The following is a 23,402-nucleotide window of genomic DNA, read 5'->3' as shown; positions in this document are numbered from 1 at the left end:
AACGGACTATCTTTACAATTCGCCGCCAGATAAAACAGGGGGAAAGTGTGGAACAATTCGATGTGGTGGTGATTGGCGCGGGTGCGGCCGGGTTATTTTGTGCGGCTCAGGCCGGGCAGGCGGGTTTGCGCGTCATGGTACTGGACAACGGAAAAAAACCAGGCAGAAAAATTCTTATGTCTGGTGGTGGTCGTTGCAACTTTACTAACCTTTATATCGAACCTGCGGCCTATTTGAGCTCAAACCCCCATTTTTGCAAATCTGCCCTGGCACGCTATACCCAATGGGATTTTATCGACATGGTTTCCCGCCATGGTATTGCCTGGCATGAAAAGACGCTGGGGCAGTTATTTTGTGATGATTCAGCAGAACAAATTGTCACCATGCTGCTTGATGAGTGCCAGCAGGGTAACGTGACATTGCGGTTACGCAGTGAAGTGTTAACTATTGAACGCAATGAACAGGGCTATACGCTGCAGCTTAATGGCGCGGAAATTCACGCAAACAAGCTGGTGGTTGCCAGTGGCGGCTTGTCTATGCCCGGTCTGGGAGCCTCTCCTTTTGGCTATAAAGTCGCTGAGCAGTTTGGCCTCCCCGTATTGCCTACCCGGGCAGGCCTGGTGCCATTCACGCTGCATAAACCCTTGCTGGAACAGTTGCAAACTTTGTCCGGGGTATCGCTCCCTTCGGTGGTAACCGCGCAGGATGGCACACAATTTCGTGAAAATATTTTGTTCACGCACCGGGGCATGTCTGGCCCGGCAGTGCTGCAAATTTCCAGTTACTGGCGGGCTGGTGAACCGGTCATGGTTAACCTGGCCCCCGATGGAGGTGTGGATGCACTACTGGATGAACAACGCCAGTCGCACCCGAACCAGAGCCTGAAAAACACCCTGGCCATGTTATTACCAAAGCGGTTAATTGAAGTGCTGATGTCACTGGGATTGGTGCCGGATGTCACTCTGAAACAGCTTAATTCACGCCAGCAGGCGGAGCTGGTCGCACAACTGTCGCAGTGGGAAGTGGTGCCAAATGGCACCGAAGGTTACCGTACTGCCGAAGTAACGCTTGGCGGCGTCGATACCCATGCGCTTTCTTCCCGTACCATGGAAGCCCGCACAGTGCCCGGGCTCTATTTTATTGGTGAAGTGGTTGATGTCACCGGCTGGCTGGGTGGTTACAACTTCCAGTGGGCGTGGAGCTCCGCGTGGGCGTGTGCCCAGGCGCTGGCTGGCAACTAACCATTCAGTTAGTGAGCCTGCCTGGCATCGCCTTGCAGTTGTGCTGCCAGGTACTCCACAAACGCAGTAATCCGGTTATGGGGCGTGCGCTGAGGGAGCCAGACTGCGTAAATGTTTCCGCCAGTAGCCTGCCATTCCGGTAGTACATGTACCAGTTCACCGCTGGCAATACTGGGCTCTGCGTCCCACCAGGAACGCAGCAAAATGCCGTGCCCGTCGATTGCCATTCTCATGGCGACTTCCCCATCATTGGTCACCAGGTGGCCGTGAACTTTCTGGCTGATGGCCTGCTTTCCCCGGCTCATGCGCCACAAAGCAAAATCACTGTCAAATTGCTTAAGCAGAATACAACTGTGCTTTGCCAGGTCGTTTACACTGGCAGGCAACCCATGCTGTGCGGCATAACCTGGCGAACAACACAGCACTCGCGGGTTATCGCGCAGCTTGCGGGCCACCAGCCGGGCATCCGGCGGCTCACCAACCCGGATATCAATATCCATTTGTGCATCAAGGAAATTAAGCGGCTGGCTGGTGAGTTGCAGGGTGATATTCAGTTGCGGGTGAAGGGCGGCAAAACGCGATAAACAGGGTGCAACAAAACGCCGTCCAAAACCAAATGACGCATTAATGTTGAGCGACCCGCGTAACATTGGGTTTTGGCTGCTGATTCTGTCTTCCAGTTCGAGTAACTGGTCCAGCAAAGGCCGGGCGCCTTCAAAGTAGCTTTTGCCTTCTGGTGTCAGTTCGATACGGCGAGTGGTTCTGTGCAGCAACTGCACCCCAAGGCGCTCTTCGAGTAACCGCAGGCGCTTACTGACCGCAGGCAAAGATAACCCCATTTCCCGGGCGGCCTCCGTCAGGCTCCCGGCAGAAGCAAGGCGCATGAAGAATGCCATATCGTCTGTTGAAGTTCTGGTTTCTTTACTTTTAAGAAACATTGGATTTCATTTTAAGCCAATTATTAACCTGAAATGAAAACATATACTGCAATACAGGCATAAACAACCCAAAGGTGCATGCAATGGCTGTTCATAAAATCGCAGTAATTCCCGGAGATGGTATAGGCAAGGAAGTGATGCCGGAGGGCGTTCGGGTGATGAACGCGGCTGCCAGTAAATTCTCAATCCCTCTGGAATGGCAATGGCATGACTTCGCCAGTGCGGAATACTGGCAGCAGCATGGCAAAATGTTGCCGGATAACTGGCGTGAACAGTTACAGGCCTGTGATGCCATCTATTTTGGTGCTGTGGGCTGGCCGGATGTCGTGCCGGATCACGTGTCGTTGTGGGAGTCTTTACTCCAGTTTCGCCGGGAGTTTGACCAGTATGTGAATTTGCGGCCAGTACGTTTAATGCCTGGTGTGAAAGCGCCTCTGGCAAACCGGCAACCGGGTGATATCGATTTCTATGTGGTGCGGGAAAACACCGAAGGAGAATATTCCAGTGTCGGTGGCACGATGTTTCCTGGTACTGAACGGGAAGTGGTGATTCAGGAAACCGTAATGACGCGAACCGGCGTGGATCGCGTAGTGAAATTCGCGTTCGAGCTGGCTCAGCGCCGCCCGAAAAAACACCTGACATCGGCCACTAAATCGAATGGTATCGCGATCACTATGCCCTACTGGGACAGCCGTGTGGCAGAGATAGCACAGCAGTACCCGTCGGTATCCGTAGATAAATTCCATATTGATATTCTTACTGCGAATTTTGTTTTACACCCTGACTGGTTCGATGTGGTGGTTGCCAGTAATCTGTTTGGCGATATTCTTTCAGACCTTGGCCCGGCCTGTACTGGCACTATCGGTATTGCCCCTTCTGCCAACATCAACCCAGAGCGCCGTTTCCCCAGCCTGTTTGAACCGGTACATGGTTCTGCGCCAGATATTGCCGGTAAAGGTGTCGCCAACCCGATTGGCCAGATTTGGTGTGGCGCAATGATGCTGGAGCATTTGGGCTACGCTGAAGCTGGAGCCGCAGTTTTGCAGGCAATAGAAAAAACGCTGGCAGAAGGGCATTGCCTGACCCGTGACCTGGGTGGAACAGCCAGCACTACTGAGCTGGGGGAAGCGATAGCCGCGGCCCTGTAATGTGCACAATAAAAAGGCCTGGTGTTGAGCAATAACACCAGGTCAGAGGCCATTGCCACATTAAGTATTTTTACTGACAGTTAACCGGTAACGCACATAGTCATCGGCTCGGGTGAACTGGTCATACAATGCCCGGGCCGGGTTGCCTTCCCGGGTATGCCAGTAGAGCCGGGACCAGTTGTTTTGCAGAGCCTGGTGAATCAGGTCATCAATCAGCGCCCGCCCCAGGCCCTGCCCACGTACAGCAGGGTCAACAAATAAGTCTTCGAGGTAACACACCGGGGTGGTGACCCATGAGCCTTCATGGAGCACATACAGGCTAAAACCGGCAATCTGTTCATTACAAACTGCCAGCCGAATTCCTAATGGGGACGCCGGGTCCAGAGCCCGTAGCCAGGTGTGTCGGGTAACCGGTTCAGGGATGTCACTGCCATAAAATGTGGTGTAACCCTGCCATAAAGCGCGCCAGGCGGCTTCATCTTCCGGGCGGGCACCCCGAATTGTGGTGGTCATGCTTGCTGCTCCTGCGGTTTTTGCTGGCAGGCACGCAGTGCCTGGCGTTGCTTCCCGTGTTCATCAAAATTACCCGGTGATAACCAGGCGCTCAGGGCATCATGAACTTGCGGCCACTCGCTATCAAGCAGCGAAAACCAGGCAGTATCCCGGTTGCGCCCTTTATAGACAATGGCCTGGCGGAAAATACCTTCAAAAGTGAAGCCCAGCCGTTCTGCTGCCCGGCGGGAAGGTGCATTCAGGGAATCACACTTCCATTCATAGCGCCGGTAACCCAGCGTATTAAACACGTACTGCATCAGTAGCGCGTGGGCTTCTGTTGCGGCGGTGGTGTGCTGCAGGCGGGGTGAAAAAATAACGGAACCCACTTCGATAACGCCGTTTTTCGGGTCCTGGCGCATTAACGCCAGGCTTCCCGTTGCTTCACCACTTGCGTTGTCAATTACCGCATAGTGCAGAGGATCCCGGCTTTCGGCAGCCTGAATAATAAATTGGTTAAATGAGGCGAAGTCTGGGAATGGCCCGGCGGGTAGCCAGGTCCAGCCCCGGTCATCTTCTGCCTGAAGCCATGCGGCATAGAGTTGCTCACTGTGGCTCGCTGCATTCAGCGGGACCAGGTGGCAGTATTGGCCCTGCAGATTACAGTGTTGCGGTAACGGGCAGCCTTGCCAGCCAGTGAGTGGTGCGCCAACAGGTTGATTAAATTCATTAAGCAGCACAGTCATATTCAGCTTCAGTCAGGGGAACATTAAGCATAACCTAACGTGGTAATGCCCGGTTGTGAAGCGTCACACCGGGTTAACCGGCAGGACAGCGTTTTTTAGTGCGCTGAGCAGTGCATTCATACCGTGGTTCAGAGGCTTATCCTGGCGTAAGGCCAGCGCCAGCGTGCGCGAAAGCCGGGGCGTTAACGGCTGGCTGGTGATGCCGGGTTCTGGCTGAGTGATGGCCATCGCGGGAACAATGCTGTAACCCATACCAGCGCGCACCAGGCTTTTTATGGCCTCGATACTGCCTAATTCCATCACCGGCTGTAACCCGAAGCCTGCTTCGGAGAACCAGCCATCAATGCATTTGCGGGTACTGCTGCCTGGCTCGAAGATAATCAGTGGGTGTTGGCTCAGTGTTTCGGGCGTTAGCGGGGAAATTACCTTGTCCCGAGCCTCTTCAGACGGGCCAATAGCGAAGAATTCATCGTCACATAGTGGGGTCAGCGCTATGTTGCGGCTGTCGGCTGGGAGCGTCACTAACCCGGCATCCAGCCGGTTTTCTTCTACGGCGCGGATAATCTCCTGCGTATTACCGGTGCGGATACTGACGGTGAGTTGAGGGTGAGACTGGCGAAGTGCCTGCAGCACTGGCGGCATCAGGTGAATACAGGCGGTAGCCCCCATTCCCAGAGAGACAATGCCACGGGCAATACCACTACAATTGGCAACCTGAGCCTGAATATCAGCAACGATATGTTCCAGTTGTGGTGATAACTCCAGTAGAACCTGGCCCGCAGGCGTGGGCTTCATACCTCTGGCTGTACGTTCAAGCAGGCGCGTGGCAAACCATTGCTCCAGTTGGCGAATTTGCTGGCTTACCGCGGGCTGAGACAACCCCAACAGGTTGGCTGCTGAGGAAAAACTGCCGTAGCGGGCCACCAGGCAAAACGTATGCAGATGATCCAGATTAAGAGCGGTCATCAAAGGCTTCCTTATAGCGTGCATAAGCAATACAGGCTGTCTGGAATACCCTAAACATGGCACTCTGAAGGCCTGCATAATTCCTGTGAGCAAAACATGAAAATAATTCCCGCACAACAGCAACATGTCGCGCAAATTTGTGCGATTTACGCCTGGCATGTTGAGCATGGTATCGCTTCATTTGAAACAACGCCGCCGGATGTTGCCGAAATGGCGGGCAGGCTGGCAAAAGTGCAGTCTCACGGTACACCCTGGCTGGTGGCACTGGAAGGTGAGCAAGTGCTGGGTTATTGCTACCTGGCGCCATATCGCCCGCGCCATGCTTACCGTTTTACCCTGGAAGATTCTGTTTATATTCATCACCAACATGGTGGGCAGGGGCTTGGCCGGGCGTTGTTATCTCATGCCATTAGCCTGGTAGAGCAGGCAGGTTACCGGCAGTTACTGGCGGTGATTGGTAATAGCGAAAATCAGGCATCTTTGCGCCTGCACCAGAGCCTGGGGTTTAACCTGGTTGGGACGCTGCAATCTGTAGGGTTTAAGCATGGGCGCTGGGTGGATACCGTATTAATGCAGCGCACACTGGGCGACGGTGCAACACTACCGCCCAGTGAAGCCACTATGATTTAGAGATGGAAACGCATCGCCAGCCACTGCGCCTGCTGTTGTGTAACCAGTAGTGCGTTATCTTGCTCCCGCCACTGTATATCGCCCTGGGTAAGGCTCTGCCTGAGTTGGTTCAATGAGGCAACCTGGAAACACAGCGCCACCATTTTAGCGGGGGCATTTTGCCCGGCTGGCGGCAGCGCAAATTCCAGACCAGCCTGGTCATGGCTGATAACCCGCAGGCGGCAGGTACCCGAATCAAGAACATAGCCGCCCTGCGCATCCATACGTGGCACACAGTTAAACAACTGGCGGTATAACGCCAACGTTTGTACTGGCTGAGGTGAGGCAATCACAAACGCTGTCAGTGCCTGCACCGTGTTTGGGTGAACCTGCCAGGCGGGTTGCCACACGGCTTCAGGTGTTTGCTGTTCACAGAAAAAACTGAAGCCATAATCCAGTGCGCTGCCACGAATCCGGGTGATACAAAAGCGCGCTTCGGTGGTACTGCCGTCGGGCAGGGTAACCGGCCGGGAAAATGCTGTAGGAGGCTCTCCCTCCAGCCCGCATTGTTGTAAATGTTGCCATACGGCACTGGCATCTGCCGTTTTCCAGACAAGGCCAGCAAGACCAGGAGCAACTTGCCACAAACCGCGTGACGCAGTTTGCCTGTCAGCTTCATAACCCAGCAGCTCCAGGTAGTTATCTCTGAATATCGCCAGGTGGTTGCTGGAGCCCATAGAGTGATGGCCCCGCTCACTGAGCTGGAAGCCCATCCGTTGAAACAAGTGTTGTGCCTGATTCAGTTCGTCATCGACATTGATTACTGCGTGGTCGATAACCGGGGTAATCGGCATGATGTATTCCTTCTGTTTTTGTTACTTTTCCTGTCAGGCAGCACGGCCGCCAAAGTACAGTTCCCGCATCTGCGGGTCGTTAAGCAAATCCCGGGCTTTACCCTGCATTGCCACTTTTCCCAACGCCAGCACATACGCCCGGTCAGAGATATGCAGCGCCTCCATGGCATTTTGTTCCACCATCAGAATAGTGACTTTCTCCTGACGGCGAATGGTTTGAATGGCGCTGAACACTTCGGTAAGCATTTTCGGCGACAGCCCGGCAGAAGGCTCATCAAGCAGCAGCACGGAAGGCGATGGCATCAGTGCCCGGGCAAGTGCAAGAATTTGCCGTTCCCCACCAGAAAGCGCAGATGCCGGGGAGTGCCATTTCTTGTGCAACACCGGGTAATGTTCTGCCAGTTGTGCCATGCGCTGCCGGCGCTGCCCTGGCGGTAAAAATTGCCCACCTGTTTGCAGGTTTTCTGCAACAGTCAGGTTGTTGAAGACGTTATCCAGTTGCGGAACAAACCCCAGAGAACATTCGCGAATTTTGCGGTGCACCGGAATTTTCGCCGTTTCACGCCCTTCAATATCGACCCGCCCTTCACGGGGGGACACGAAACCAGCAATCGATTTCAGTAATGTAGACTTGCCGCAACCATTCGGCCCCAGCAGCGTGACAATTTCTGCCTGCGCAACGTGTAATGAAATGCCGTGGAGAATATCGATACCGGGCGTGTAACCCGCAACCACGTTTTCCAGCGTTATCATACGGCCTCCTGCAGTGTCGCTGTGCTGCGCCCAAGGTACGCATCCAGCACTTGCTGGTTTTCTGCCAGTTCGTCCGGGCGGCAACTGGCGACAATCTGCCCTCTGTCCAGCACAATACAGCGCTGGCACAGGGTGTTGATAAAGTGCATATCGTGTTCAATGACCAGTAAGGAAATCCCTTGCTGGCTCAGGCGAACCAGGGTTTCCACCAGTTCCTGGCGCAACTGCGGATGCACACCTGCCATCGGTTCGTCGAGCATCAGCAACGCCGGGTTTCCCATCAGCGCGCAGGCAATACCCAGCAGTTTTTTTTGCCCACCCGACAGCGCGGCGGCGGGAAGCTCTCTGACTTTGGTCAGCAGCAAGGTTTCGAGCAATTCACTGGCGCGGGCTTTGTCTTCCTGTTCAGCCTTGCGCCCGGAAGCCAGACCCAGCAACCCGTTGATCAACCCGTGCTGGCGGGTTCCCGCCGCCATCACCACTTCCATGACACTCATCTTTTCCGGCATGACGGGCAACTGGAATGTCCGGGCAATCCCCGCCTGAATAATGCGGTGGCTTGCCATGCGGGCAATAGGGTGCCCGTTGAACGTTATGCTTCCGCCATCTGGCCGGGTGAACCCGGAAATTGTGTTAAGCAGGGTACTTTTCCCGGAGCCATTTGGCCCCAGCAGGCCGAGGATCTCACCTTTAGCCACATTAAATGAGACAGAAGACAGTACCTGGTTGCCACCAAAAGCTTTGCTGACGCCAGACACTTCGAGTAAATGCGTCATGACAGAATCCTTAATTTTTCAGGGAGCAGACCGGCAGGTCTGGTCAGCAGGCACAGTAGCAACGCAAGCCCTACCAGACCCAGGCGCAGTGCACCTGTCAGATCAGAGCTAATGTGGAAATAATCTTTAGCGAAGGGAATGAAGTTATACAGGCCTTCCACTAACAAGACCCCCAACAGGACACCACGGACATTTCCGATGCCACCAATCATCACCATGCTCCAGATAAGAAAGGTCTCTGAAGAGAGCAGGTAATCCGGGCTGACATAATCGGTGTACCAGGCCAACAACATACCGGCGAGGCAGCACATAACCGCACTGCTCATCAACGCCCGGCATTTTAGCCAGGGCAGCGAATACCCCATGCACATGGCTAACTGAGGCTGTTCGCGCATCAAGCGTAGCGCGCGGCCAAAGCGGCTGGAACCGGTGCGCAGGCAGGCCAGTGTGGCGAGGATAACGGCCACCAGAATAATGACCGCGAAGATGCGGGTATCCACCACACTGTTACCGGTTGACCAGGGAGCGACCAGCCCGCCGATACCTTGTGCTCCGCCAGTCACGCTATCTTCATTGACGATTGCGATGCGGATAATCTCCGCCAGTGCCAGTGTGGCTATTCCCCAGTAATCTGCGGTTAACTGGCGTCCCAACAGCGTCATCATGATGCTGATAACCATGGCGCACAGTATTCCGGCGGGCATTACTACCCACAATGGCAAACCAAACTGGCTGCCTAAACCAATGGCATACGCACCAGTGCCCACGAACACGATATGGCCAAAGTTGAGCAACCCGGCATACCCCGCCTGTAAATTCAGAGCAAGTGCGACAATGGCATAGATGCCAGCCAGGCAAAAAATATGCAGTAAAAACTCAGACACGGCGTACCTCGCGATTAAACAGGCCGTAAGGGCGTACTAACAGCGCCAGTAACAGAATGACAAACGATGAGGCATTGACCCAGGTAACCGGTATAAACAGTAATTCCCCGCCGAACAGCCAGCTCCAGTCAATGTTGGTCACAAGGGTTTCGGTACTGGCGATAAGCAACGCGCCGAAAATGGCGCCCATGGGGTTACCCAGCCCGCCCAGAATGGCAGCAGCCAGCACGGGCAGCATCAGGTCATTTCCCTGGTTGACCCAGGCACTGGCATTCATTGCCAGCATGCTTCCACCCACGGCCGCCAGCATACCTGCCAGCAGGTTAACACTGTGGATAATGGCGCTGGCGTTTAATCCTGACGCTGCCGCCAGGTCGCGGTTGCTTGCCAGAGCGCGTATCGCACGGCCTTGTGGTGTTTTGAACATCAGCACACTGAATACGGCAACCAGTACACCAGTGACCCCCAGGCTCCAGAGTTCATCTGAGGCGACGCGGGTATCGCCAATTTGCCACAGCTCGCCAATCGGCAGGGCATAGTTGATCGGGGCCGATCCTTCAACCCCAAGTACCAGCGCAATCAGCACCATTGACACGGCCAGCGAACCAATCATGGCGTTAGCCGTACCGCTTTTTAACAACGGCTGAAATACCCAGTGATGCAACACCATGGAGAGCATGCCGCAAACAACCGCAGAAAAGACGATAGCCAGTGATAACGGCATACCCAGGTGAAGCCCGGCCGCTGTAATAAAGGCGCCAACCATGGCGTATTGCATATGGGCGATGTTGGCAAACCGCACCAGCCCATACACCAGGCTTAATCCCAGCGCGACCAGTGATAAATCCGCCGTGCGAATCAATGTATCAATCAAAAACTGCAGCATGATTTCTCCCCAATGATGTAGCGTAGACAGGCATAAGAAACCGCCCGTTACCGGGGAACCGGTGCGCCATTGCTGGCTTTAACTTTCAGGTATGGCTGGCTCTGGCGTTGGTTATCCGCATCCAGATCCAGTTTCCCGGTGATGCCGGTAAAGCCGGGAGCTACTGCTTTCATGGCGGTAATCATTGCTGCTGGTTCAGCACTGTGTGCCTTGTTGATTGCAGCGGCGGCCAGCATGACGCTGTCCCAGGCATAGCTGCCATACACTGAGCGGGGTTTTTCATGGAATTTATTCTGGTAAAGCGTGGCGTAATTTTCCCCATTGCTGCCTGCTGCTTTCTGGTCAATGCCCGCGACTTCCATTCCCATCTGGCCGTTAGTGTATTGTGCCGGAGAGCCATCTATCGCCATGGTTAAATACATGCCGTACCAGGGGGTTTTATTCAGCCCCAACTCCCAGGCTTCGCGGTTCAGCACGATGGCATCCTGACCATAGCTGGTGTAAACGTAGGCTTGTGGGTGAGCGCGGGAAATCTGCTCCAGTTCGCGGCGATAAGAAGGCTGCCCGCTGGTGTAGAGCACCTTAGCGACAACTTTGCCTCCGGCTTTTTCAAATGCCTTAGTGAACTGCTCCGCCATACCCTGGCCGTAAGCGCCATCCGGGGCAATAAAGGCCACTTTGTTGTAACCGAGTTGGTGCACATCTTCGGCGGAAAAGCGGGCTGAAAGGGAATCAAGACCGATAACACTCCAGGAGGTTGCGCCAATTTTACGCACATCCGTACTGGTGCCTGAAATATTGATATGCAGCAGGTGGTTTTTCACCAGGTATTGCCCAACAGGGATGGTGACGCTGGAAGAAAAACTGCCAACTACCAGGGGGACGTGGTTAACCTGAGTCAGTTTACGCACGGCGTTAAGGCCGGTAACCGGGCTACCGGCAGAATCTTCAACGATAACGTGCAGCGGTTGCCCGTCCACACCACCATGAGCGTTAATGTTTTCCACCGCCAGTTCAATGCCCCGGCGCTGGTCTTCACCAATACTGGCACTGGTACCGGTTAAGGGTAAAACTGCGCCAATATTCACATCAGCCAGTGCTGTGTGTGCCAAACCTAACAACGTCATGCCTGTTAATGCTGACAGAGTCATGCTCTGCCCAAAACGACTTTTCATGTTGGTTCTCCGGTTTATTGTTGCCGGCTCTTAAGGCCGGTGTTTTTCAGCCTCTGCAGCATTGCGAGGCTTCCCTGGTGAAGGCGAAAAGTAGTGCACCAAAAGTGAATTTATAAGTGCATACACTTGTGTATTAAGCAAAGATAGTGCCAGGGAAGTACATCACCTGATAAACAACATGGTATTTTTATGGGTTCAGGAAGAAATTAATGAATAAATACAATGGAGATAATGTAAATAATAAAATTTGGCACTTATGGTTTTTTACATTGTTAGATAACTGCCTGGTAAAATATCTGTGTGCAAAAGTGAATACACTTTGATTCATTTTGGAGCAGCCTTGCTGCAAAATGGTGCATGGTAATGATTTAACAAGGAAATAAAAATGCAAAATGCTTAATAATCAAAGGTTATTAGGTTATGAATAAGTGTATTCAATTTTGTGTTGAGTTGTTTTTTTTGCTGTGCTATCAATAAAAATATTCGGTGAAATAACCTGTGCCGCTGGTTTATTTATTCACATGTGTGCGGCGACGTTAAGGGAAAAAGTAAGGGGATAATGTGGTTGCTATTAAAAAGAAATCCCGTAGCGCCGACAGCGTAGAAAAAGTCTACGAGAAAGTGAAAGGACTGGCGATTGATTACCACTTTCGCCCGGGCGAGAGGGTGAATGAAGTTGAGCTTGCTGCACAACTGGGGGTGTCGCGAACCCCGGTGAGGGAAGCGCTGAACCGGCTGGCTAAAGATGGCTTCATGAACTTCGTCCCTAATAAAGGGTTCTATTCACGCGATCTGACACCTGAAGGCGTCAGAGAGTTGTACGAAGTGCGCATGGTCATCGAACAATCCACTTTTCGCTTTGCCTGCCAGCGGGCAACTGACGACGAGATTGCGGCGACAACGGCTATCTGGGAAGAGGTAAGCCAGCATCGCCCGCCACAAAATGACCAGGACTGGGCCAAAATTGCTGAAATTGATGAGCGCTTCCATATGGAAATCGCCCGTATTTCTCATAACAGCCGGTTATACGAAATGCTCGACAGCCTCAATTCATTGAGCCGCTTCTTTCGGCGCATTGATTTAGAAACCCCCGTAAGGCGCAATAACGCGTATGACGAGCATGTCGATATTATTGCCGCATTACGCCAGCGCGATATTGAAAAAGGCGTGGCACTGATTGAACAGCATATTTCATTGAGTGCTGAGCATGCTATTGAAGTAACCAAAGAAGGTCTGGCCCGGATTTATTTCGGCAAACCCTGATATCTGCAGGGAAACTTACTGACCTGATGATTGAGCGAATAGGGTATCTGTTCGCTATACCGATTTTTTCCTGTGCAACGCGCTGGCGTTGTGCGGTGACAATGCAGAGGAAATATGCAGCCAATTCCCGAAGATATTATTCAGCAGGCGATTACCTGGCGGCGTGAAATTCATGCCTGCCCGGAAATCGGCCTGCAGGAGTTTCATACTTCAGCCAAAATCAGTGAATTGCTGGAAACATTCGGGCTCGAAGTGCATACCGGCATGGCTGGCACCGGGATTATTGGGGTGCTGCGCAATGGTGAAGGACCGGCAATTGGTATTCGCGCCGATATCGACGCGCTTCCCATCCAGGAAAACAACACCGTGGCGTGGTGTTCGGCTTCTCCCGGAACCATGCATGCCTGCGGCCATGACGGGCATACCGCAATTTTGCTGGGAGCTGCTCGTTATTTAAGCCAGACCCGGGCGTTTCAGGGAACAGTTTGTTTTATTTTCCAGCCAGCAGAAGAAAATGCCGGAGGCGGACGCCTGATGGTGGAAGAAGGGTTATTTGACCGCTTCCCGATGTCTGCAGTTTACGCATTGCATAACTGGCCCGGTTTGCCTGTTGGGGAAGTGGCGGTGAACCCGGGGCCAATGATGGCCTCACAGGATAACTTCTTTATTACCCTCACCGGTGTTGGGTGCCATGCCGCTATGCCAGAAAAAGGCGCCGACCCGGTACTCGCCGGTGCGCACCTGATTACGGCGTTGCAAACTATTACCACGCGGCGCCTTTCCCCGCTGGACAGTGCAGTGATAAGCGTGACACAACTCCAGGCTGGTGAAGCGATTAATGTCGTACCACAAACGATGCAACTTTCCGGAACGCTGCGCTGCCTGAGCCAGCGCGCACGCGCGCAGTGCCAGGCACTGATGGCGGATTATGTAGAGCAACTTGCCGGGCCATTTGGGGTACGCGGGGAAATTCACTGGGAATATGGTTACCCCGTTACTGTCAATCACGCGCAGCAGGCGGAAACCCTTGCCCGTGCGGCACGCGGCACGCCAGGTATCACTCAGGTGCATACCCAACTTCCCCCTTCAATGGCTGCGGAAGATTTTGCTTACCTGCTCGAAGCCTGCCCGGGGGCTTACCTCTGGTTGGGCGCCGATGGCCCAACGCCCGGTGCTTCATTACATAACCCTTATTACGATTTTAATGACCAGCTTATTGCCCCCGGTATTGGTCTTTGGGTATCGCTGGTAGAGCAGTCATTAAATCCTGTTGCAGTGACTTCAGAGGATTAACGATGAGCCAGATTCACTTTATTGGTGCCGGTCAGATGACCGAAGCCATTATTCGCGCGGCGCTGAAACGCGAAGCCGTAAACCCTGATGCAATTACGCTATCGGATATCGACTCTGAGCGGGTGGCAACGCTTAACGCACGCTATGGGTTAAGCAATACGCAGGCCTTGCCCGATGCGCTGGCAGCGGCGGATTACATCGTAATCGGCGTACGCCCACAAGATGATATCCCCGGGGTTGCTCAGTTGATTAACCAGCACGCAAGTCCTGGCGCAACCGTGGTATCGATTATTGCGGGTGTGACGCTGGCCCGTCTGGCATCACTACTGGGTGAAAACCGCCCTGTGGCACGAATTATTCCTAACACACTGACTGACACGGGGCTGGGATACAGCGGTGTGGCGTTTAACGCTCACGTTGACAGTGCGCCGTTAATGCCTTTTCTGGAAAGTTTCGGCAAGGTCATGTTGCTGGAAGAGCGCCTGATAGACACCTTTACCGGGTTCGCTGTCGCCGGGGTGAATTATGTTTATTACTTCGCTGAAGCACTGGCTGATGCAGGTGTGCTGGCCGGGTTAACCCGCGCCCAGTCAACACAAGTGGTGTGGGAAAATCTGGTTGGTGCTGTCTCCATGCTGAAATTATCGGGTTGCCACCCGCGCCAGTTAATGGATATCAACAACTCACCAGCCGGAGTGGGTATCAATGGGTTGTATGAACTGAATAAGAGTGATTTTGCCGCTGGCTTGCAAAGCAGTGTGCTGGCGGCGGTGCGCCGTACTACCGAACTCTCTGGTCAATAATAATCTCGTTTTTTAACAGGGTCGTGAATATGTCAGCAATTTCAACGTCAAAGGCACCTGCCGCAATTGGGCCTTATGTTCAGGGTGTGGATCTTGGTTCACTGGTGATGACTTCCGGGCAAATCCCGCTTAACCCACTAACAGGTGAAATGCCTGCAGATATACAGCAGCAAACCCGCCAGTCTCTGGAAAACGTGCGGGCAATTGTTGAAGCCAGTGGTTTACAGGTGGCGGATATTATAAAAACAACTGTTTTTGTTAAGGATCTCAACCATTTTTCTTTAGTAAACGCTGAGTATGAATCCTTTTTCCGTGAGCATCAGGCACCTTTCCCGGCGCGCTCCTGTGTGGAAGTGGCCAGGTTACCGAAAGATGCCGGTGTGGAAATTGAAGCGATTGCAGTACGCCGCTGATGCAACCCATTAGCGGGGGGCGTTGAACTACACCAGTGCCTTTTCCATAAACACACTTAAGGGATCGGGCTGGTAAGGGGCAAACGCTTCACATATTTCGAACTGGCAGTTTTGGTACAGGCGAATAGCCGCGTGCTGGTGGATGCCGGTTTCCAGCCGTAGCCAGGGAAGGCTATGCTTCCGGGCTACGCCCTCCAGGCTTGCCAGTATTTTTTCACCCAACTTATGGCCACGCCAGGCTGGCCGAATATACATCCGTTTTATCTCGCCCCGGTTTTCCCCTTCCAGAACAACAGCGCCACAGCCCACCGTTTCTCCCTGCTCAGTTCGGGCAAGCAGGCAGTAAAGATGCGTTTCAGGCTGAGCCTGTAAATCCAGGCAGTGGCAACTGGCCTCGGGGTATAACGCGTTTTGCCAGTCATCAAGTTCAGTTACCAGTTGTTGCAGTTCTGGGTGGCTCGCCGGGGCTGGCTCGAAGTAAAACATAGCAGGGCTCCTTTTTGGCTTATCTCACCGGGAAGGTACTGTAAAAGCAAGGCAAACCCGGGCGGAATAAGAAAAGGATCTGGGGGTTTTATAACGAAAAAAGCCGCCCGCAGGCGACTTCTTCCGGCTGTTCCCTCAGCGACCATTTGGTAAGAGACAGGCCAGCCTGGCCTGACGTTAAAATGAAAAAGATTAATGCGTAAGACAGAAAGAGTTATTTTTTAAACTCATACAAAAAAATTGATTAATTTATGTACGCGTTATCTGTCTTTGATTTGTTAACCATCGCATAAATTCTGGTTGAGGTGATCATAATAAAATTTTATGGAAATGAAAATGGCATTTATTTGAGATTAGTCCTCAATAATTTTGAATGGGTTGCGGGGGCAGGGCTCAGTGAATTAACAGGCACCCGAAAGTGCCTGTCAGTCGTTGCTGCGGGGGAGTTCTGCGTGCGGGGCGCGCTGTGCAATTAGAGAATATCGTCCACAACGCCACCATCTACGCGCAGTGCGGCACCGGATGTGGCAGACGCCTGTTGCGAACAGATATACACCACCATATTAGCCACTTCTTCCACACTGGCTGCACGCTGAATCACGGAAGAAGGGCGGTGAGCCATGACAAACTCTTTAGCCAGCGTTTCCAGCGATTTACCTGTCCGTTCTACTTCATCTTTCATCATGGCGGCAAAGCCATCAGAAATCGTCGGCCCTGGCAGAACACTATTCACCGTGACGCCAGTCCCGGCTACGTATTTTGCCAGCCCGCGCGCCAGAGCAAGTTGTGCAGTTTTGGTTACGCCATAATGAATCATGTCTGCCGGAATATTGCGGGCTGATTCGGACGAAATAAACACCACTCGCCCAAAGCCTTGTTTTGTCATGGCGGGTAACAGCGCGCGTGACAGACGAACGCCAGACATCACGTTGGTTTGCCAGTAGTTTTCCCAGGTGGCGTCATCGGTTTCGTAAAAATCCTGCGGCCCGTAAATCCCGGCGTTATTCACCAGAATATCAACCGCAGGTAACTGGCTGAGCAACTGCTCCACCCCGGTTGCATCCTGCAAGTTAGCGACAGCACCCTGTAATTTTGCACCAGGCACTGCATCCTGCAGTTTACGGGTAGCTTTCGCAACGCTCTCTTCACTGCGGCCATTCAGAATAACTACTGCACCGCTGGCAGCCAATTGTTGGGCAATGGCAAAACCAATTCCACCAGTGGATGCGGTGACCAGTGCTGTTTTCCCGGAAAAATCAATTTTCATGGATTTATCTCCTGTGGTGAATGTAAGGGGGTATCTGTCAGTTTGCGGGTTTGCTATATTTTTTCAAACATCAATTATAGATAAGTATTCTTTCCGTGAGGTTAACAATGGCGCTGCTGGATGACCTGGCTTCATTACGTATTTTTGAGCGCATTGTCGCAGGCGGCAGCCTTTCTTCAGCTGCCCGTGATTTGGGGTTATCGTTAGCGGTGGTCAGTAAACGCCTGTCTGAGCTGGAACGCCGCCTGGCGATTCGCCTGATTAATCGCAGCACCCGGCAGCTATCGGTAACGGAAGAGGGCGCTCTGTTTTATGACCACTGCATGCGCATTCTGGCGGCAGCGGAACAGGCAGAAGAAGCCATGACTGGGCGCAATGGCCGGGTGTTTGGCACATTACGGCTGTCGGCTCCCCATGGTCTTGGCAGGCGTCATATTGTTCCGGCTTTGGCAGACTTTACTGAGTTGTATCCTGAAGTGAATGTGGATCTCTCATTGAACGATGAAGTGGTGGATTTGGTCGCGGGTGGTTATGACCTTGCCATTCGCTACGGCACCCCGAACGATTCGCGCCTGTTTGTTCGCCCCCTGGCGCAAAACCGCAGGCTGTTGTGCGCTTCACCTGAGTATCTTGCCCGCAAAGGCACACCTGAAAGCGTGCAGGATTTAATCCGCCATGATTGTATTTTAATTGGCCATTCACCCGCTGTGGACTGGGCCTTTAACGAAGGCGATGCCCGTATTGCGGTGAAAGTGCAGGGGCGTTATGTCTGTGATGACGGTGCTGCGGCACATGAATTAGCGCTGTGTGGCGCGGGTATTGTGATGAAATCAATCTGGGATGTGGGCGACGATGTGCGTGCCGGGCGTTTAGTTGAGATTCTCCCTGGCGATAAAATTCCGGCCGCACCATTAAATGCCGTGTACTTACACAGCCGGTTTTTAGCGCCCCGCGTGAGGCTATTCGTTACTTTTCTTACAGAAAGAATGTCACAGGCATGGAAATGGTAATCATGGTAATGGCATGAAACAATAATTAAATATTCATGACAAATGAGGATTGCATCACAGTTTTATTGGCATTCAACACCCTGACCTCGCTTGATTTTTTACATTTTATTTAATGTCAGTTTATTAATTGTGAAATATTTAAAAATAATCACAAATAGACTGGCAACTTTCTGATTTATAACCAAACTTGATAATGGTTTTACGCTGAACTAGTCAGTTCGGGTGATGGCCCACCTTAAGTCTTTTCTAAGAAACAGCTGTTAGTTTACTGCCGTTGAGGTGTGGTTGATACAGGGATGCGCTTTGTTATAGCGCCATTTATCTTACTGAGAACAAAATAATAACAACGCATATCTTTCTGAAAGCGCAATTTATTATTTCGATGATAGTTAAAGGAAACAATGCATGAGTGAGTTTCTGCCGTTCTCACGCCCGGCATTAGGCGAATCTGAACTGAGCGCCATTGCTGATGTACTGTCTTCGGGGTGGATTACCACTGGCCCGAAAAACCAGGCGCTTGAATCCGCATTTTGCGAATTAACGGGCAACCAACACGCTATTGCTGTCAGCTCGGCGACAGGGGGAATGCATGTCACCCTGATGGCGCTGGGCATTGGCCCAGGTGATGAAGTGATTACACCTTCCATGACCTGGGTATCCACACTCAATATGATCTGCCTGCTGGGTGCAGAGCCGGTAATGGTTGATGTCGATAAAGACACGCTGATGGTTACGCCAGAAGCGATAGAAGCCGCACTGACTCCCCGCACCAAAGCGATTATTCCCGTGCATTATGCCGGTGCTCCGGCAGACCTTGGCGCAATACGTGCGTTGGGGGCAAAACACGGTGTCGCCGTGATTGAAGATGCGGCCCATGCGGCTGGCACTTACTACCGGGGTGAACATGTCGGGCACAGCGGTACGGCAATTTTCTCCTTCCACGCTATCAAGAACATGACGTGCGCAGAAGGTGGCCTGGTGGTAACTGACGACGAGCGGCTTGCCGGGCAGATTCGCAGCCTCAAGTTCCACGGCCTGGGCGTTGATGCCTATGACCGCCAGACTCATGGCCGGGCTCCCCAGGCAGAAGTTATCAGCCCTGGCTACAAATACAACCTCACCGATATCAACGCCGCAATAGCGCTGGTTCAGCTTGGCAAACTGCCGCAACTAAATCAGCGCCGCAAAGCCATTGCCGAACGTTACATGCGTGAACTGGCGGATACCCCTTATCAGCCGCTGGCTCTGCCTGAATGGCCCCATGAACATGCCTGGCACCTGTTTATTTTGCGGGTGGATGAAGCACAGTGCGGGATTTCCCGGGATGCACTAATGGCGGAACTTAAAACCCGCAATATCGGCACCGGCCTGCACTTCCGTGCCGCTCACACCCAAAAATATTACCGCGAACGCTTTCCAGGCCTTGTGCTGCCAAATACTGAGTGGAACAGCGCCCGTATTTGTTCTATCCCGTTATTCCCGGATATGACCGATGACGATGTCACCCGGGTGATTACTGCACTGCGCGACATTGCAGGTTGTTGAGGTTTAGTTATGTCCACAATACAAAAGGTCTCGGTGGTAATTCCGGTTTATAACGAACAGGAAAGCCTTCCCGAGCTTATCCAGCGCACAACGGCGGCCTGCCAGCAGTTGCCTTGTGACTGGGAAATTTTATTAGTTGATGATGGTAGTAGTGATGATTCAGTCCGGTTAATGACCGAGGCCGCGCAGCAACCAGGAAGCCACCTGGTGGCGGTATTGCTCAACCGTAATTACGGCCAGCATTCTGCGATTATGGCCGGGTTCAGCCATGTGAGTGGTGACCTGGTGATAACCCTGGACGCCGACTTGCAAAACCCACCGGAAGAAATTCCCCGCCTGGTAGCAAAAGCCAGCGAGGGTTATGACGTGGTCGGGACGGTGCGGCAAAATCGCCAGGACAGCCTGTTCCGTAAAACGGCCTCACGCATGATTAACCGCCTTATCCAGCGCACCACCGGCAAGGCGATGGGGGATTACGGCTGCATGTTGCGTGCTTACCGCCGCCATATTATTGATGCCATGCTGCACTGCCATGAGCGCAGTACCTTCATTCCTATTCTTGCTAATACCTTTGCCCGCAAGACTGCGGAAATCCCGGTTCAGCACGCGGAACGTGAACACGGCGATTCTAAATACAGCTTTATGCGCCTGATTAACCTGATGTACGACCTGGTGACCTGCCTGACCACCACACCATTACGTTTACTGAGTGTGTTTGGCAGCGTTATTGCGTTGCTTGGTTTCTTGTTCGCTGTGTTGTTAGTGGCATTGCGGCTGGTCTTTGGCCCTGCATGGGGTGCCGAAGGGGTCTTCACGTTGTTTGCCGTGTTGTTCATGTTTATTGGTGCCCAGTTTATTGGTATGGGGCTGTTGGGCGAGTATATCGGCCGGATCTACAACGATGTTCGCGCCCGTCCCCGCTACTTTATTCAGCAAGTTGTGAGCAGTAATCATCAAGAATCTCAAGAGGGTGAAGAAGAATGAAAACCGTCGTGTTCGCGTACCATGATATGGGGTGTGTTGGGCTCAGCGCACTGTTAGAGGCTGGCTATGAAGTCAGTGCTATTTTCACCCATCAGGACAACGCCGGAGAGAACCCATTTTTTGGCTCTGTTGCGCGTATTGGCGCCGAGCGTGGCATTCCGGTTTATGCGCCAGATGATGTGAACCATCCTCTGTGGGTTGACCGTATTCGTGCTCTGGCACCGGATGTGATTTTCTCATTCTATTACCGTAACCTGATTTGCCAGGACATTCTCGAATGTGCCCCTGCTGGCGCATTCAATTTGCATGGTTCTTTATTGCCGAAATACCGCGGGCGTGCGCCACTGAACTGGGTTCTGGTTAATGGTGAAACAGAAACCGGCGTGACACTGCACAAAATGGTCAGCCGGGCTGATGCCGGGGATATTATTGCTCAGGCAGCCGTTGCCATTGCGCCGGAAGATAACGCGCTGAGCCTGCACCATAAGCTGACGGCACAGGCACGCACTCTGTTAAGTGATATTCTGCCAAAAATTCGCAACGGGAATGCGCCGGGCCGCGCGCAGGATAACAGCCAGGCCAGCTATGTTGGCCGCCGCACGCCGGAAGATGGCCGCCTTGACTGGAACCGGAATGCCAGCGATTTACACAACCTGGTGCGTGCTGTTGCGCACCCCTGGCCAGGTGCATTCAGCTACGCCGGGATAACCCGCTTTGTGGTCTGGTCATCTCGCCTGGTGGATGGCTACCCCGCTGCGCGTGCGGGCACTGTGGTATCCACTTCACCTCTGGTAGTTGCCTGTGGTTCGGGTGCTCTGGAAATTGTCACCGGCCAGGCCGACAACGGGGTGTATATGCAGGGTGGGCAACTGGCTCAGACCCTGGGCTTAGTTGAGGGCGCCATTTTAAGCCACGCGCCTGTTGTAGCTGCAAAACGCCGTACGCGGGTGCTGATTCTTGGGGTTAACGGGTTTATTGGTAACCACCTGACTGAACGCCTGTTGCAGGATGAAAACTACGAAATCTTCGGTCTGGATATTGGTTCTGATGCCATCAGCCGCTTCCTCGGCAACCCGCATTTCCACTTTGTGGAAGGGGATATCAGTATTCATTCTGAGTGGATCGAATACCACATTAAGAAGTGCGATGTCGTGCTGCCACTGGTGGCGATTGCCACACCAATTGAATACACCCGTAACCCACTGCGTGTATTTGAGCTGGATTTTGAAGAGAACCTGAAAATTATCCGTGATTGCGTGAAATACAAAAAACGCATTATTTTCCCGTCTACTTCAGAAGTGTATGGCATGTGTACCGACCCGGTATTCGATGAAGACCACTCGAACCTGATCGTTGGGCCCATTAACAAACAGCGCTGGATTTACTCTGTATCCAAACAATTACTCGACCGGGTTATTTGGGCTTACGGTGAAAAAGAAGGCCTGCGCTTTACGCTGTTCCGCCCGTTTAACTGGATGGGGCCGCGCCTGGATAACCTGAATGCTGCACGTATTGGCAGTTCGCGTGCAATCACTCAGTTGATCCTGAACCTGGTGGAAGGCTCACCTATCAAGCTTATTGATGGTGGTCGCCAGAAACGCTGCTTCACCGATATCAGCGATGGTATTGAAGCGTTGTTCCGGGTTATCCAGAACAAAGATGGCAAATGTGACGGGCAGATTATCAACATCGGTAACCCGGAAAACGAAGCCAGTATTAAAGAACTGGCGGAAATGTTGCTGGCAAGCTTCGAGCGGAACCCACTGCGCAAACACTTCCCTCCATTTGCCGGTTTCCGTGAGGTGGAAAGCAGCACCTATTACGGAAAAGGTTACCAGGATGTTGAGCACCGTAAACCCAGTATTCGTAATGCACAGCGTTTGCTGGGCTGGACGCCAACAGTGGAAATGGAACGCACCATTGATGAAACGCTGGATTTCTTCCTGCGCACGGTTGAGCTACCGGAAGATAATGCATGAAACTGGTAGGGTTGCGGATTGATGTCGATACCCTGCGAGGAACCCGTGACGGGGTTCCTCGTCTACTGGAAAGCCTGGCCCGTTACCAAATACAGGCCAGCTTTTTCTTCAGTGTGGGGCCAGATAACATGGGCCGCCATTTGTGGCGGCTGGTGAAGCCCAAATTTTTGTGGAAGATGCTGCGCTCACGTGCCGCTTCACTGTATGGGCTGGATATTTTGCTGGCGGGTACGGCGTGGCCGGGAAAGCTGATTGGTAAGGCTAACCAGGCGGTGATCCGTGACGCTGCCCGGCACCATGAAGTGGGCCTGCATGCCTGGGACCACTTTGCCTGGCAAACCTGGGCAGGAGTGTGGTCACAGGAAAAACTCACGGACCATATTCGCCAGGGCAAAGATGCACTGGAGCAGATTATTGGCGCACCGGTTACCTGTTCCGCGGTGGCGGGCTGGCGAGCTGACCAGCGTGTTGTGGCTGCCAAGCAACCCTTCGGTTTCCGGTACAACAGTGATTGCCGCGGGCGGATGCCCTTCACACCGGTGCTGGATGATGGTTCCCGGGGTACAGCTCAAATCCCCGTTACCTTGCCAACATGGGATGAAGTGGTTGGCCAGTCTGTGGATGCTGCGGGTTTTAACCGGTTTTTACTGGATAAAATTCACGCAGACCCCGGTGTGCCGGTTTACACCATTCATGCCGAGGTTGAAGGGATAATTTTTAACCCGCTCTTTGAACAACTTCTCGACCAGGCCCAGCGCGAAGGTATTCAGTTTTGCCCGCTTTCCGCACTTTTGCCTGAAGATAGCTCGCTGTTACCTGCCGGGCAAATCTACCGACATGAAATTGCTGGCCGTGAAGGCTGGCTGGGATGCCAACAACCTGTTTAACGGT

At 52.9% G+C, this 23,402-nt stretch carries 24 protein-coding genes; 12 read left to right on the top strand and 12 right to left on the bottom strand.

All coding sequences use genetic code 11. From position 1 onward, the window contains the following. Positions 1-47 precede the first annotated feature (47 nt). Entirely contained in the window at positions 48-1,241 is a 1,194-nt protein-coding gene (locus tag DT73_RS20435) for an NAD(P)/FAD-dependent oxidoreductase (protein ID WP_036114321.1), read from the top strand. 8 nt (positions 1,242-1,249) lie between these two features. Here DT73_RS20435 and DT73_RS20430 read toward each other — a convergent pair whose 3' ends face one another. Continuing rightward, the gene (locus DT73_RS20430) at positions 1,250-2,179 is read right to left on the bottom strand and encodes a LysR family transcriptional regulator (RefSeq protein WP_036114319.1); all 930 of its coding nucleotides are present in this window, start codon (positions 2,177-2,179) and stop codon (positions 1,250-1,252) included. 83 nt (positions 2,180-2,262) lie between these two features. Here DT73_RS20430 and DT73_RS20425 point away from each other — a divergent pair, with 83 nt between their 5' ends. Further along, positions 2,263-3,327 carry a tartrate dehydrogenase gene (locus DT73_RS20425; RefSeq protein WP_036114316.1) on the top strand — a complete coding sequence of 355 codons (1,065 nt, stop codon included), beginning with the start codon at positions 2,263-2,265 and terminating at the stop codon, positions 3,325-3,327. 60 nt (positions 3,328-3,387) lie between these two features. Here the strand turns inward: DT73_RS20425 and DT73_RS26600 are convergent, their stop codons facing one another. From DT73_RS26600 to DT73_RS20410, 3 genes are all read right to left on the bottom strand, one after another. Continuing rightward, the gene (locus DT73_RS26600) at positions 3,388-3,840 is read right to left on the bottom strand and encodes a GNAT family N-acetyltransferase (protein ID WP_036114314.1); all 453 of its coding nucleotides are present in this window, start codon (positions 3,838-3,840) and stop codon (positions 3,388-3,390) included. Continuing rightward, on the bottom strand, positions 3,837-4,565 hold the full coding sequence (locus DT73_RS26595) for a GNAT family N-acetyltransferase (protein WP_036114311.1): 729 nt from the start codon (positions 4,563-4,565) through the stop codon (positions 3,837-3,839). Before DT73_RS26595 ends, DT73_RS26600 begins: the two co-directional genes overlap by 4 nt. Positions 4,566-4,628: 63 nt before the next feature. Next, a complete protein-coding gene (locus tag DT73_RS20410) occupies positions 4,629-5,531 on the bottom strand; it encodes a LysR family transcriptional regulator (RefSeq protein WP_036114309.1) in 903 nt (300 codons plus the stop codon). A 96-nt stretch (positions 5,532-5,627) separates the two neighbouring features. Here DT73_RS20410 and DT73_RS20405 point away from each other — a divergent pair, with 96 nt between their 5' ends. Beyond that, positions 5,628-6,161 (top strand): GNAT family N-acetyltransferase, encoded by a 534-nt coding sequence (locus DT73_RS20405; protein ID WP_036114306.1) that lies wholly within the window; start codon positions 5,628-5,630, stop codon positions 6,159-6,161. Here the strand turns inward: DT73_RS20405 and DT73_RS20400 are convergent. Genes DT73_RS20400 through DT73_RS20375 form a run of 6 tightly spaced genes read right to left on the bottom strand, consistent with a single transcriptional unit; the run spans position 6,158 to position 11,468 of the window. Further along, positions 6,158-6,994: a VOC family protein gene (locus DT73_RS20400; RefSeq protein ID WP_036114303.1), complete on the bottom strand. Its 837-nt coding sequence runs from the start codon at positions 6,992-6,994 to the stop codon at positions 6,158-6,160. The two genes, DT73_RS20405 and DT73_RS20400, sit on opposite strands and share 4 nt — an antisense overlap. Before the next feature lie 33 nt (positions 6,995-7,027). Beyond that, positions 7,028-7,747 (bottom strand): ABC transporter ATP-binding protein, encoded by a 720-nt coding sequence (locus tag DT73_RS20395; RefSeq protein WP_036114300.1) that lies wholly within the window; start codon positions 7,745-7,747, stop codon positions 7,028-7,030. Further along, positions 7,744-8,523 (bottom strand): ABC transporter ATP-binding protein, encoded by a 780-nt coding sequence (locus DT73_RS20390; protein ID WP_036114299.1) that lies wholly within the window; start codon positions 8,521-8,523, stop codon positions 7,744-7,746. Before DT73_RS20390 ends, DT73_RS20395 begins: the two co-directional genes overlap by 4 nt. Continuing rightward, a complete protein-coding gene (locus DT73_RS20385; protein WP_036114296.1) occupies positions 8,520-9,407 on the bottom strand; it encodes a branched-chain amino acid ABC transporter permease in 888 nt (295 codons plus the stop codon). Before DT73_RS20385 ends, DT73_RS20390 begins: the two co-directional genes overlap by 4 nt. Next, on the bottom strand, positions 9,400-10,293 hold the full coding sequence (locus DT73_RS20380) for a branched-chain amino acid ABC transporter permease (protein ID WP_036114292.1): 894 nt from the start codon (positions 10,291-10,293) through the stop codon (positions 9,400-9,402). Before DT73_RS20380 ends, DT73_RS20385 begins: the two co-directional genes overlap by 8 nt. 47 nt (positions 10,294-10,340) lie before the next feature. Further along, complete coding sequence (locus DT73_RS20375; RefSeq protein ID WP_036114289.1) at positions 10,341-11,468, bottom strand: ABC transporter substrate-binding protein; 1,128 nt, start codon at positions 11,466-11,468, stop codon at positions 10,341-10,343. A 561-nt stretch (positions 11,469-12,029) separates the two neighbouring features. On the opposite strand from DT73_RS20375, the gene DT73_RS20370 reads away from it, so the two are divergent. The 4 genes from DT73_RS20370 (at position 12,030) to DT73_RS20355 (ending at position 15,240) form a co-directional block, all read left to right on the top strand. Continuing rightward, positions 12,030-12,731: a GntR family transcriptional regulator gene (locus DT73_RS20370; RefSeq protein WP_036114286.1), complete on the top strand. Its 702-nt coding sequence runs from the start codon at positions 12,030-12,032 to the stop codon at positions 12,729-12,731. A gap of 114 nt (positions 12,732-12,845) precedes the next feature. Continuing rightward, a complete protein-coding gene (locus tag DT73_RS20365) occupies positions 12,846-14,024 on the top strand; it encodes a M20 aminoacylase family protein (protein ID WP_036114283.1) in 1,179 nt (392 codons plus the stop codon). 2 nt (positions 14,025-14,026) lie between these two features. After that, positions 14,027-14,827 carry a pyrroline-5-carboxylate reductase gene (locus tag DT73_RS20360; RefSeq protein ID WP_036114281.1) on the top strand — a complete coding sequence of 267 codons (801 nt, stop codon included), beginning with the start codon at positions 14,027-14,029 and terminating at the stop codon, positions 14,825-14,827. Positions 14,828-14,856: 29 nt separating this feature from the next. Beyond that, positions 14,857-15,240 carry a RidA family protein gene (locus DT73_RS20355; RefSeq protein WP_036114278.1) on the top strand — a complete coding sequence of 128 codons (384 nt, stop codon included), beginning with the start codon at positions 14,857-14,859 and terminating at the stop codon, positions 15,238-15,240. 27 nt (positions 15,241-15,267) lie between these two features. On the opposite strand, the gene DT73_RS20350 is transcribed toward DT73_RS20355, so the two are convergent. Both DT73_RS20350 and DT73_RS20345 read right to left on the bottom strand, forming a co-directional pair. Beyond that, positions 15,268-15,726 carry a GNAT family N-acetyltransferase gene (locus tag DT73_RS20350; RefSeq protein ID WP_036114274.1) on the bottom strand — a complete coding sequence of 153 codons (459 nt, stop codon included), beginning with the start codon at positions 15,724-15,726 and terminating at the stop codon, positions 15,268-15,270. A gap of 472 nt (positions 15,727-16,198) precedes the next feature. Beyond that, positions 16,199-16,993: an SDR family NAD(P)-dependent oxidoreductase gene (locus DT73_RS20345; protein WP_036114270.1), complete on the bottom strand. Its 795-nt coding sequence runs from the start codon at positions 16,991-16,993 to the stop codon at positions 16,199-16,201. Positions 16,994-17,100: 107 nt separating this feature from the next. On the opposite strand from DT73_RS20345, the gene DT73_RS20340 reads away from it, so the two are divergent. The 5 genes from DT73_RS20340 (at position 17,101) to arnD (ending at position 23,398) form a co-directional block, all read left to right on the top strand. Continuing rightward, on the top strand, positions 17,101-18,003 hold the full coding sequence (locus tag DT73_RS20340) for a LysR family transcriptional regulator (RefSeq protein ID WP_036114267.1): 903 nt from the start codon (positions 17,101-17,103) through the stop codon (positions 18,001-18,003). A gap of 405 nt (positions 18,004-18,408) precedes the next feature. After that, positions 18,409-19,548 carry a UDP-4-amino-4-deoxy-L-arabinose aminotransferase gene (gene arnB / locus DT73_RS20335; RefSeq protein WP_036114263.1) on the top strand — a complete coding sequence of 380 codons (1,140 nt, stop codon included), beginning with the start codon at positions 18,409-18,411 and terminating at the stop codon, positions 19,546-19,548. A 9-nt stretch (positions 19,549-19,557) separates the two neighbouring features. After that, positions 19,558-20,532, top strand: coding sequence for an undecaprenyl-phosphate 4-deoxy-4-formamido-L-arabinose transferase (arnC, locus tag DT73_RS20330; RefSeq protein WP_036114261.1), 975 nt, complete (start codon positions 19,558-19,560; stop codon positions 20,530-20,532). Continuing rightward, positions 20,529-22,511: a bifunctional UDP-4-amino-4-deoxy-L-arabinose formyltransferase/UDP-glucuronic acid oxidase ArnA gene (gene arnA / locus DT73_RS20325; protein ID WP_036114258.1), complete on the top strand. Its 1,983-nt coding sequence runs from the start codon at positions 20,529-20,531 to the stop codon at positions 22,509-22,511. The genes arnC and arnA overlap by 4 nt, the downstream gene beginning before the upstream one ends. Next, positions 22,508-23,398, top strand: coding sequence for a 4-deoxy-4-formamido-L-arabinose-phosphoundecaprenol deformylase (arnD, locus tag DT73_RS20320; RefSeq protein WP_036114255.1), 891 nt, complete (start codon positions 22,508-22,510; stop codon positions 23,396-23,398). Before arnA ends, arnD begins: the two co-directional genes overlap by 4 nt. Positions 23,399-23,402: the final 4 nt, after the last annotated feature.

Source organism: Mangrovibacter sp. MFB070 (assembly GCF_000705335.1).
Taxonomy (GTDB): Bacteria; Pseudomonadota; Gammaproteobacteria; order Enterobacterales; family Enterobacteriaceae; genus Mangrovibacter; species Mangrovibacter plantisponsor.
The sequence above is the reverse complement of the archived record's forward strand: the minus strand, read 5'-3'. Positions and strand labels throughout refer to the sequence as shown.

What these genes read in the sequence shown, in the direction of transcription:
- DT73_RS20430 (WP_036114319.1), bottom strand. Translation starts at nt 2,179, where the DNA reads ATGTTTCTTAAAAGTAAAGAAACCAGAACTTCAACAGACGATATGGCA.
- DT73_RS20425 (WP_036114316.1), top strand. Translation starts at nt 2,263, where the DNA reads ATGGCTGTTCATAAAATCGCAGTAATTCCCGGAGATGGTATAGGCAAG.
- DT73_RS26600 (WP_036114314.1), bottom strand. Translation starts at nt 3,840, where the DNA reads ATGACCACCACAATTCGGGGTGCCCGCCCGGAAGATGAAGCCGCCTGG.
- DT73_RS26595 (WP_036114311.1), bottom strand. Translation starts at nt 4,565, where the DNA reads ATGACTGTGCTGCTTAATGAATTTAATCAACCTGTTGGCGCACCACTC.
- DT73_RS20410 (WP_036114309.1), bottom strand. Translation starts at nt 5,531, where the DNA reads ATGACCGCTCTTAATCTGGATCATCTGCATACGTTTTGCCTGGTGGCC.
- DT73_RS20405 (WP_036114306.1), top strand. Translation starts at nt 5,628, where the DNA reads ATGAAAATAATTCCCGCACAACAGCAACATGTCGCGCAAATTTGTGCG.
- DT73_RS20400 (WP_036114303.1), bottom strand. Translation starts at nt 6,994, where the DNA reads ATGCCGATTACCCCGGTTATCGACCACGCAGTAATCAATGTCGATGAC.
- DT73_RS20395 (WP_036114300.1), bottom strand. Translation starts at nt 7,747, where the DNA reads ATGATAACGCTGGAAAACGTGGTTGCGGGTTACACGCCCGGTATCGAT.
- DT73_RS20390 (WP_036114299.1), bottom strand. Translation starts at nt 8,523, where the DNA reads ATGACGCATTTACTCGAAGTGTCTGGCGTCAGCAAAGCTTTTGGTGGC.
- DT73_RS20380 (WP_036114292.1), bottom strand. Translation starts at nt 10,293, where the DNA reads ATGCTGCAGTTTTTGATTGATACATTGATTCGCACGGCGGATTTATCA.
- DT73_RS20375 (WP_036114289.1), bottom strand. Translation starts at nt 11,468, where the DNA reads ATGAAAAGTCGTTTTGGGCAGAGCATGACTCTGTCAGCATTAACAGGC.
- DT73_RS20365 (WP_036114283.1), top strand. Translation starts at nt 12,846, where the DNA reads ATGCAGCCAATTCCCGAAGATATTATTCAGCAGGCGATTACCTGGCGG.
- DT73_RS20360 (WP_036114281.1), top strand. Translation starts at nt 14,027, where the DNA reads ATGAGCCAGATTCACTTTATTGGTGCCGGTCAGATGACCGAAGCCATT.
- DT73_RS20355 (WP_036114278.1), top strand. Translation starts at nt 14,857, where the DNA reads ATGTCAGCAATTTCAACGTCAAAGGCACCTGCCGCAATTGGGCCTTAT.
- DT73_RS20350 (WP_036114274.1), bottom strand. Translation starts at nt 15,726, where the DNA reads ATGTTTTACTTCGAGCCAGCCCCGGCGAGCCACCCAGAACTGCAACAA.
- DT73_RS20345 (WP_036114270.1), bottom strand. Translation starts at nt 16,993, where the DNA reads ATGAAAATTGATTTTTCCGGGAAAACAGCACTGGTCACCGCATCCACT.
- DT73_RS20340 (WP_036114267.1), top strand. Translation starts at nt 17,101, where the DNA reads ATGGCGCTGCTGGATGACCTGGCTTCATTACGTATTTTTGAGCGCATT.
- arnB (WP_036114263.1), top strand. Translation starts at nt 18,409, where the DNA reads ATGAGTGAGTTTCTGCCGTTCTCACGCCCGGCATTAGGCGAATCTGAA.
- arnC (WP_036114261.1), top strand. Translation starts at nt 19,558, where the DNA reads ATGTCCACAATACAAAAGGTCTCGGTGGTAATTCCGGTTTATAACGAA.
- arnA (WP_036114258.1), top strand. Translation starts at nt 20,529, where the DNA reads ATGAAAACCGTCGTGTTCGCGTACCATGATATGGGGTGTGTTGGGCTC.
- arnD (WP_036114255.1), top strand. Translation starts at nt 22,508, where the DNA reads ATGAAACTGGTAGGGTTGCGGATTGATGTCGATACCCTGCGAGGAACC.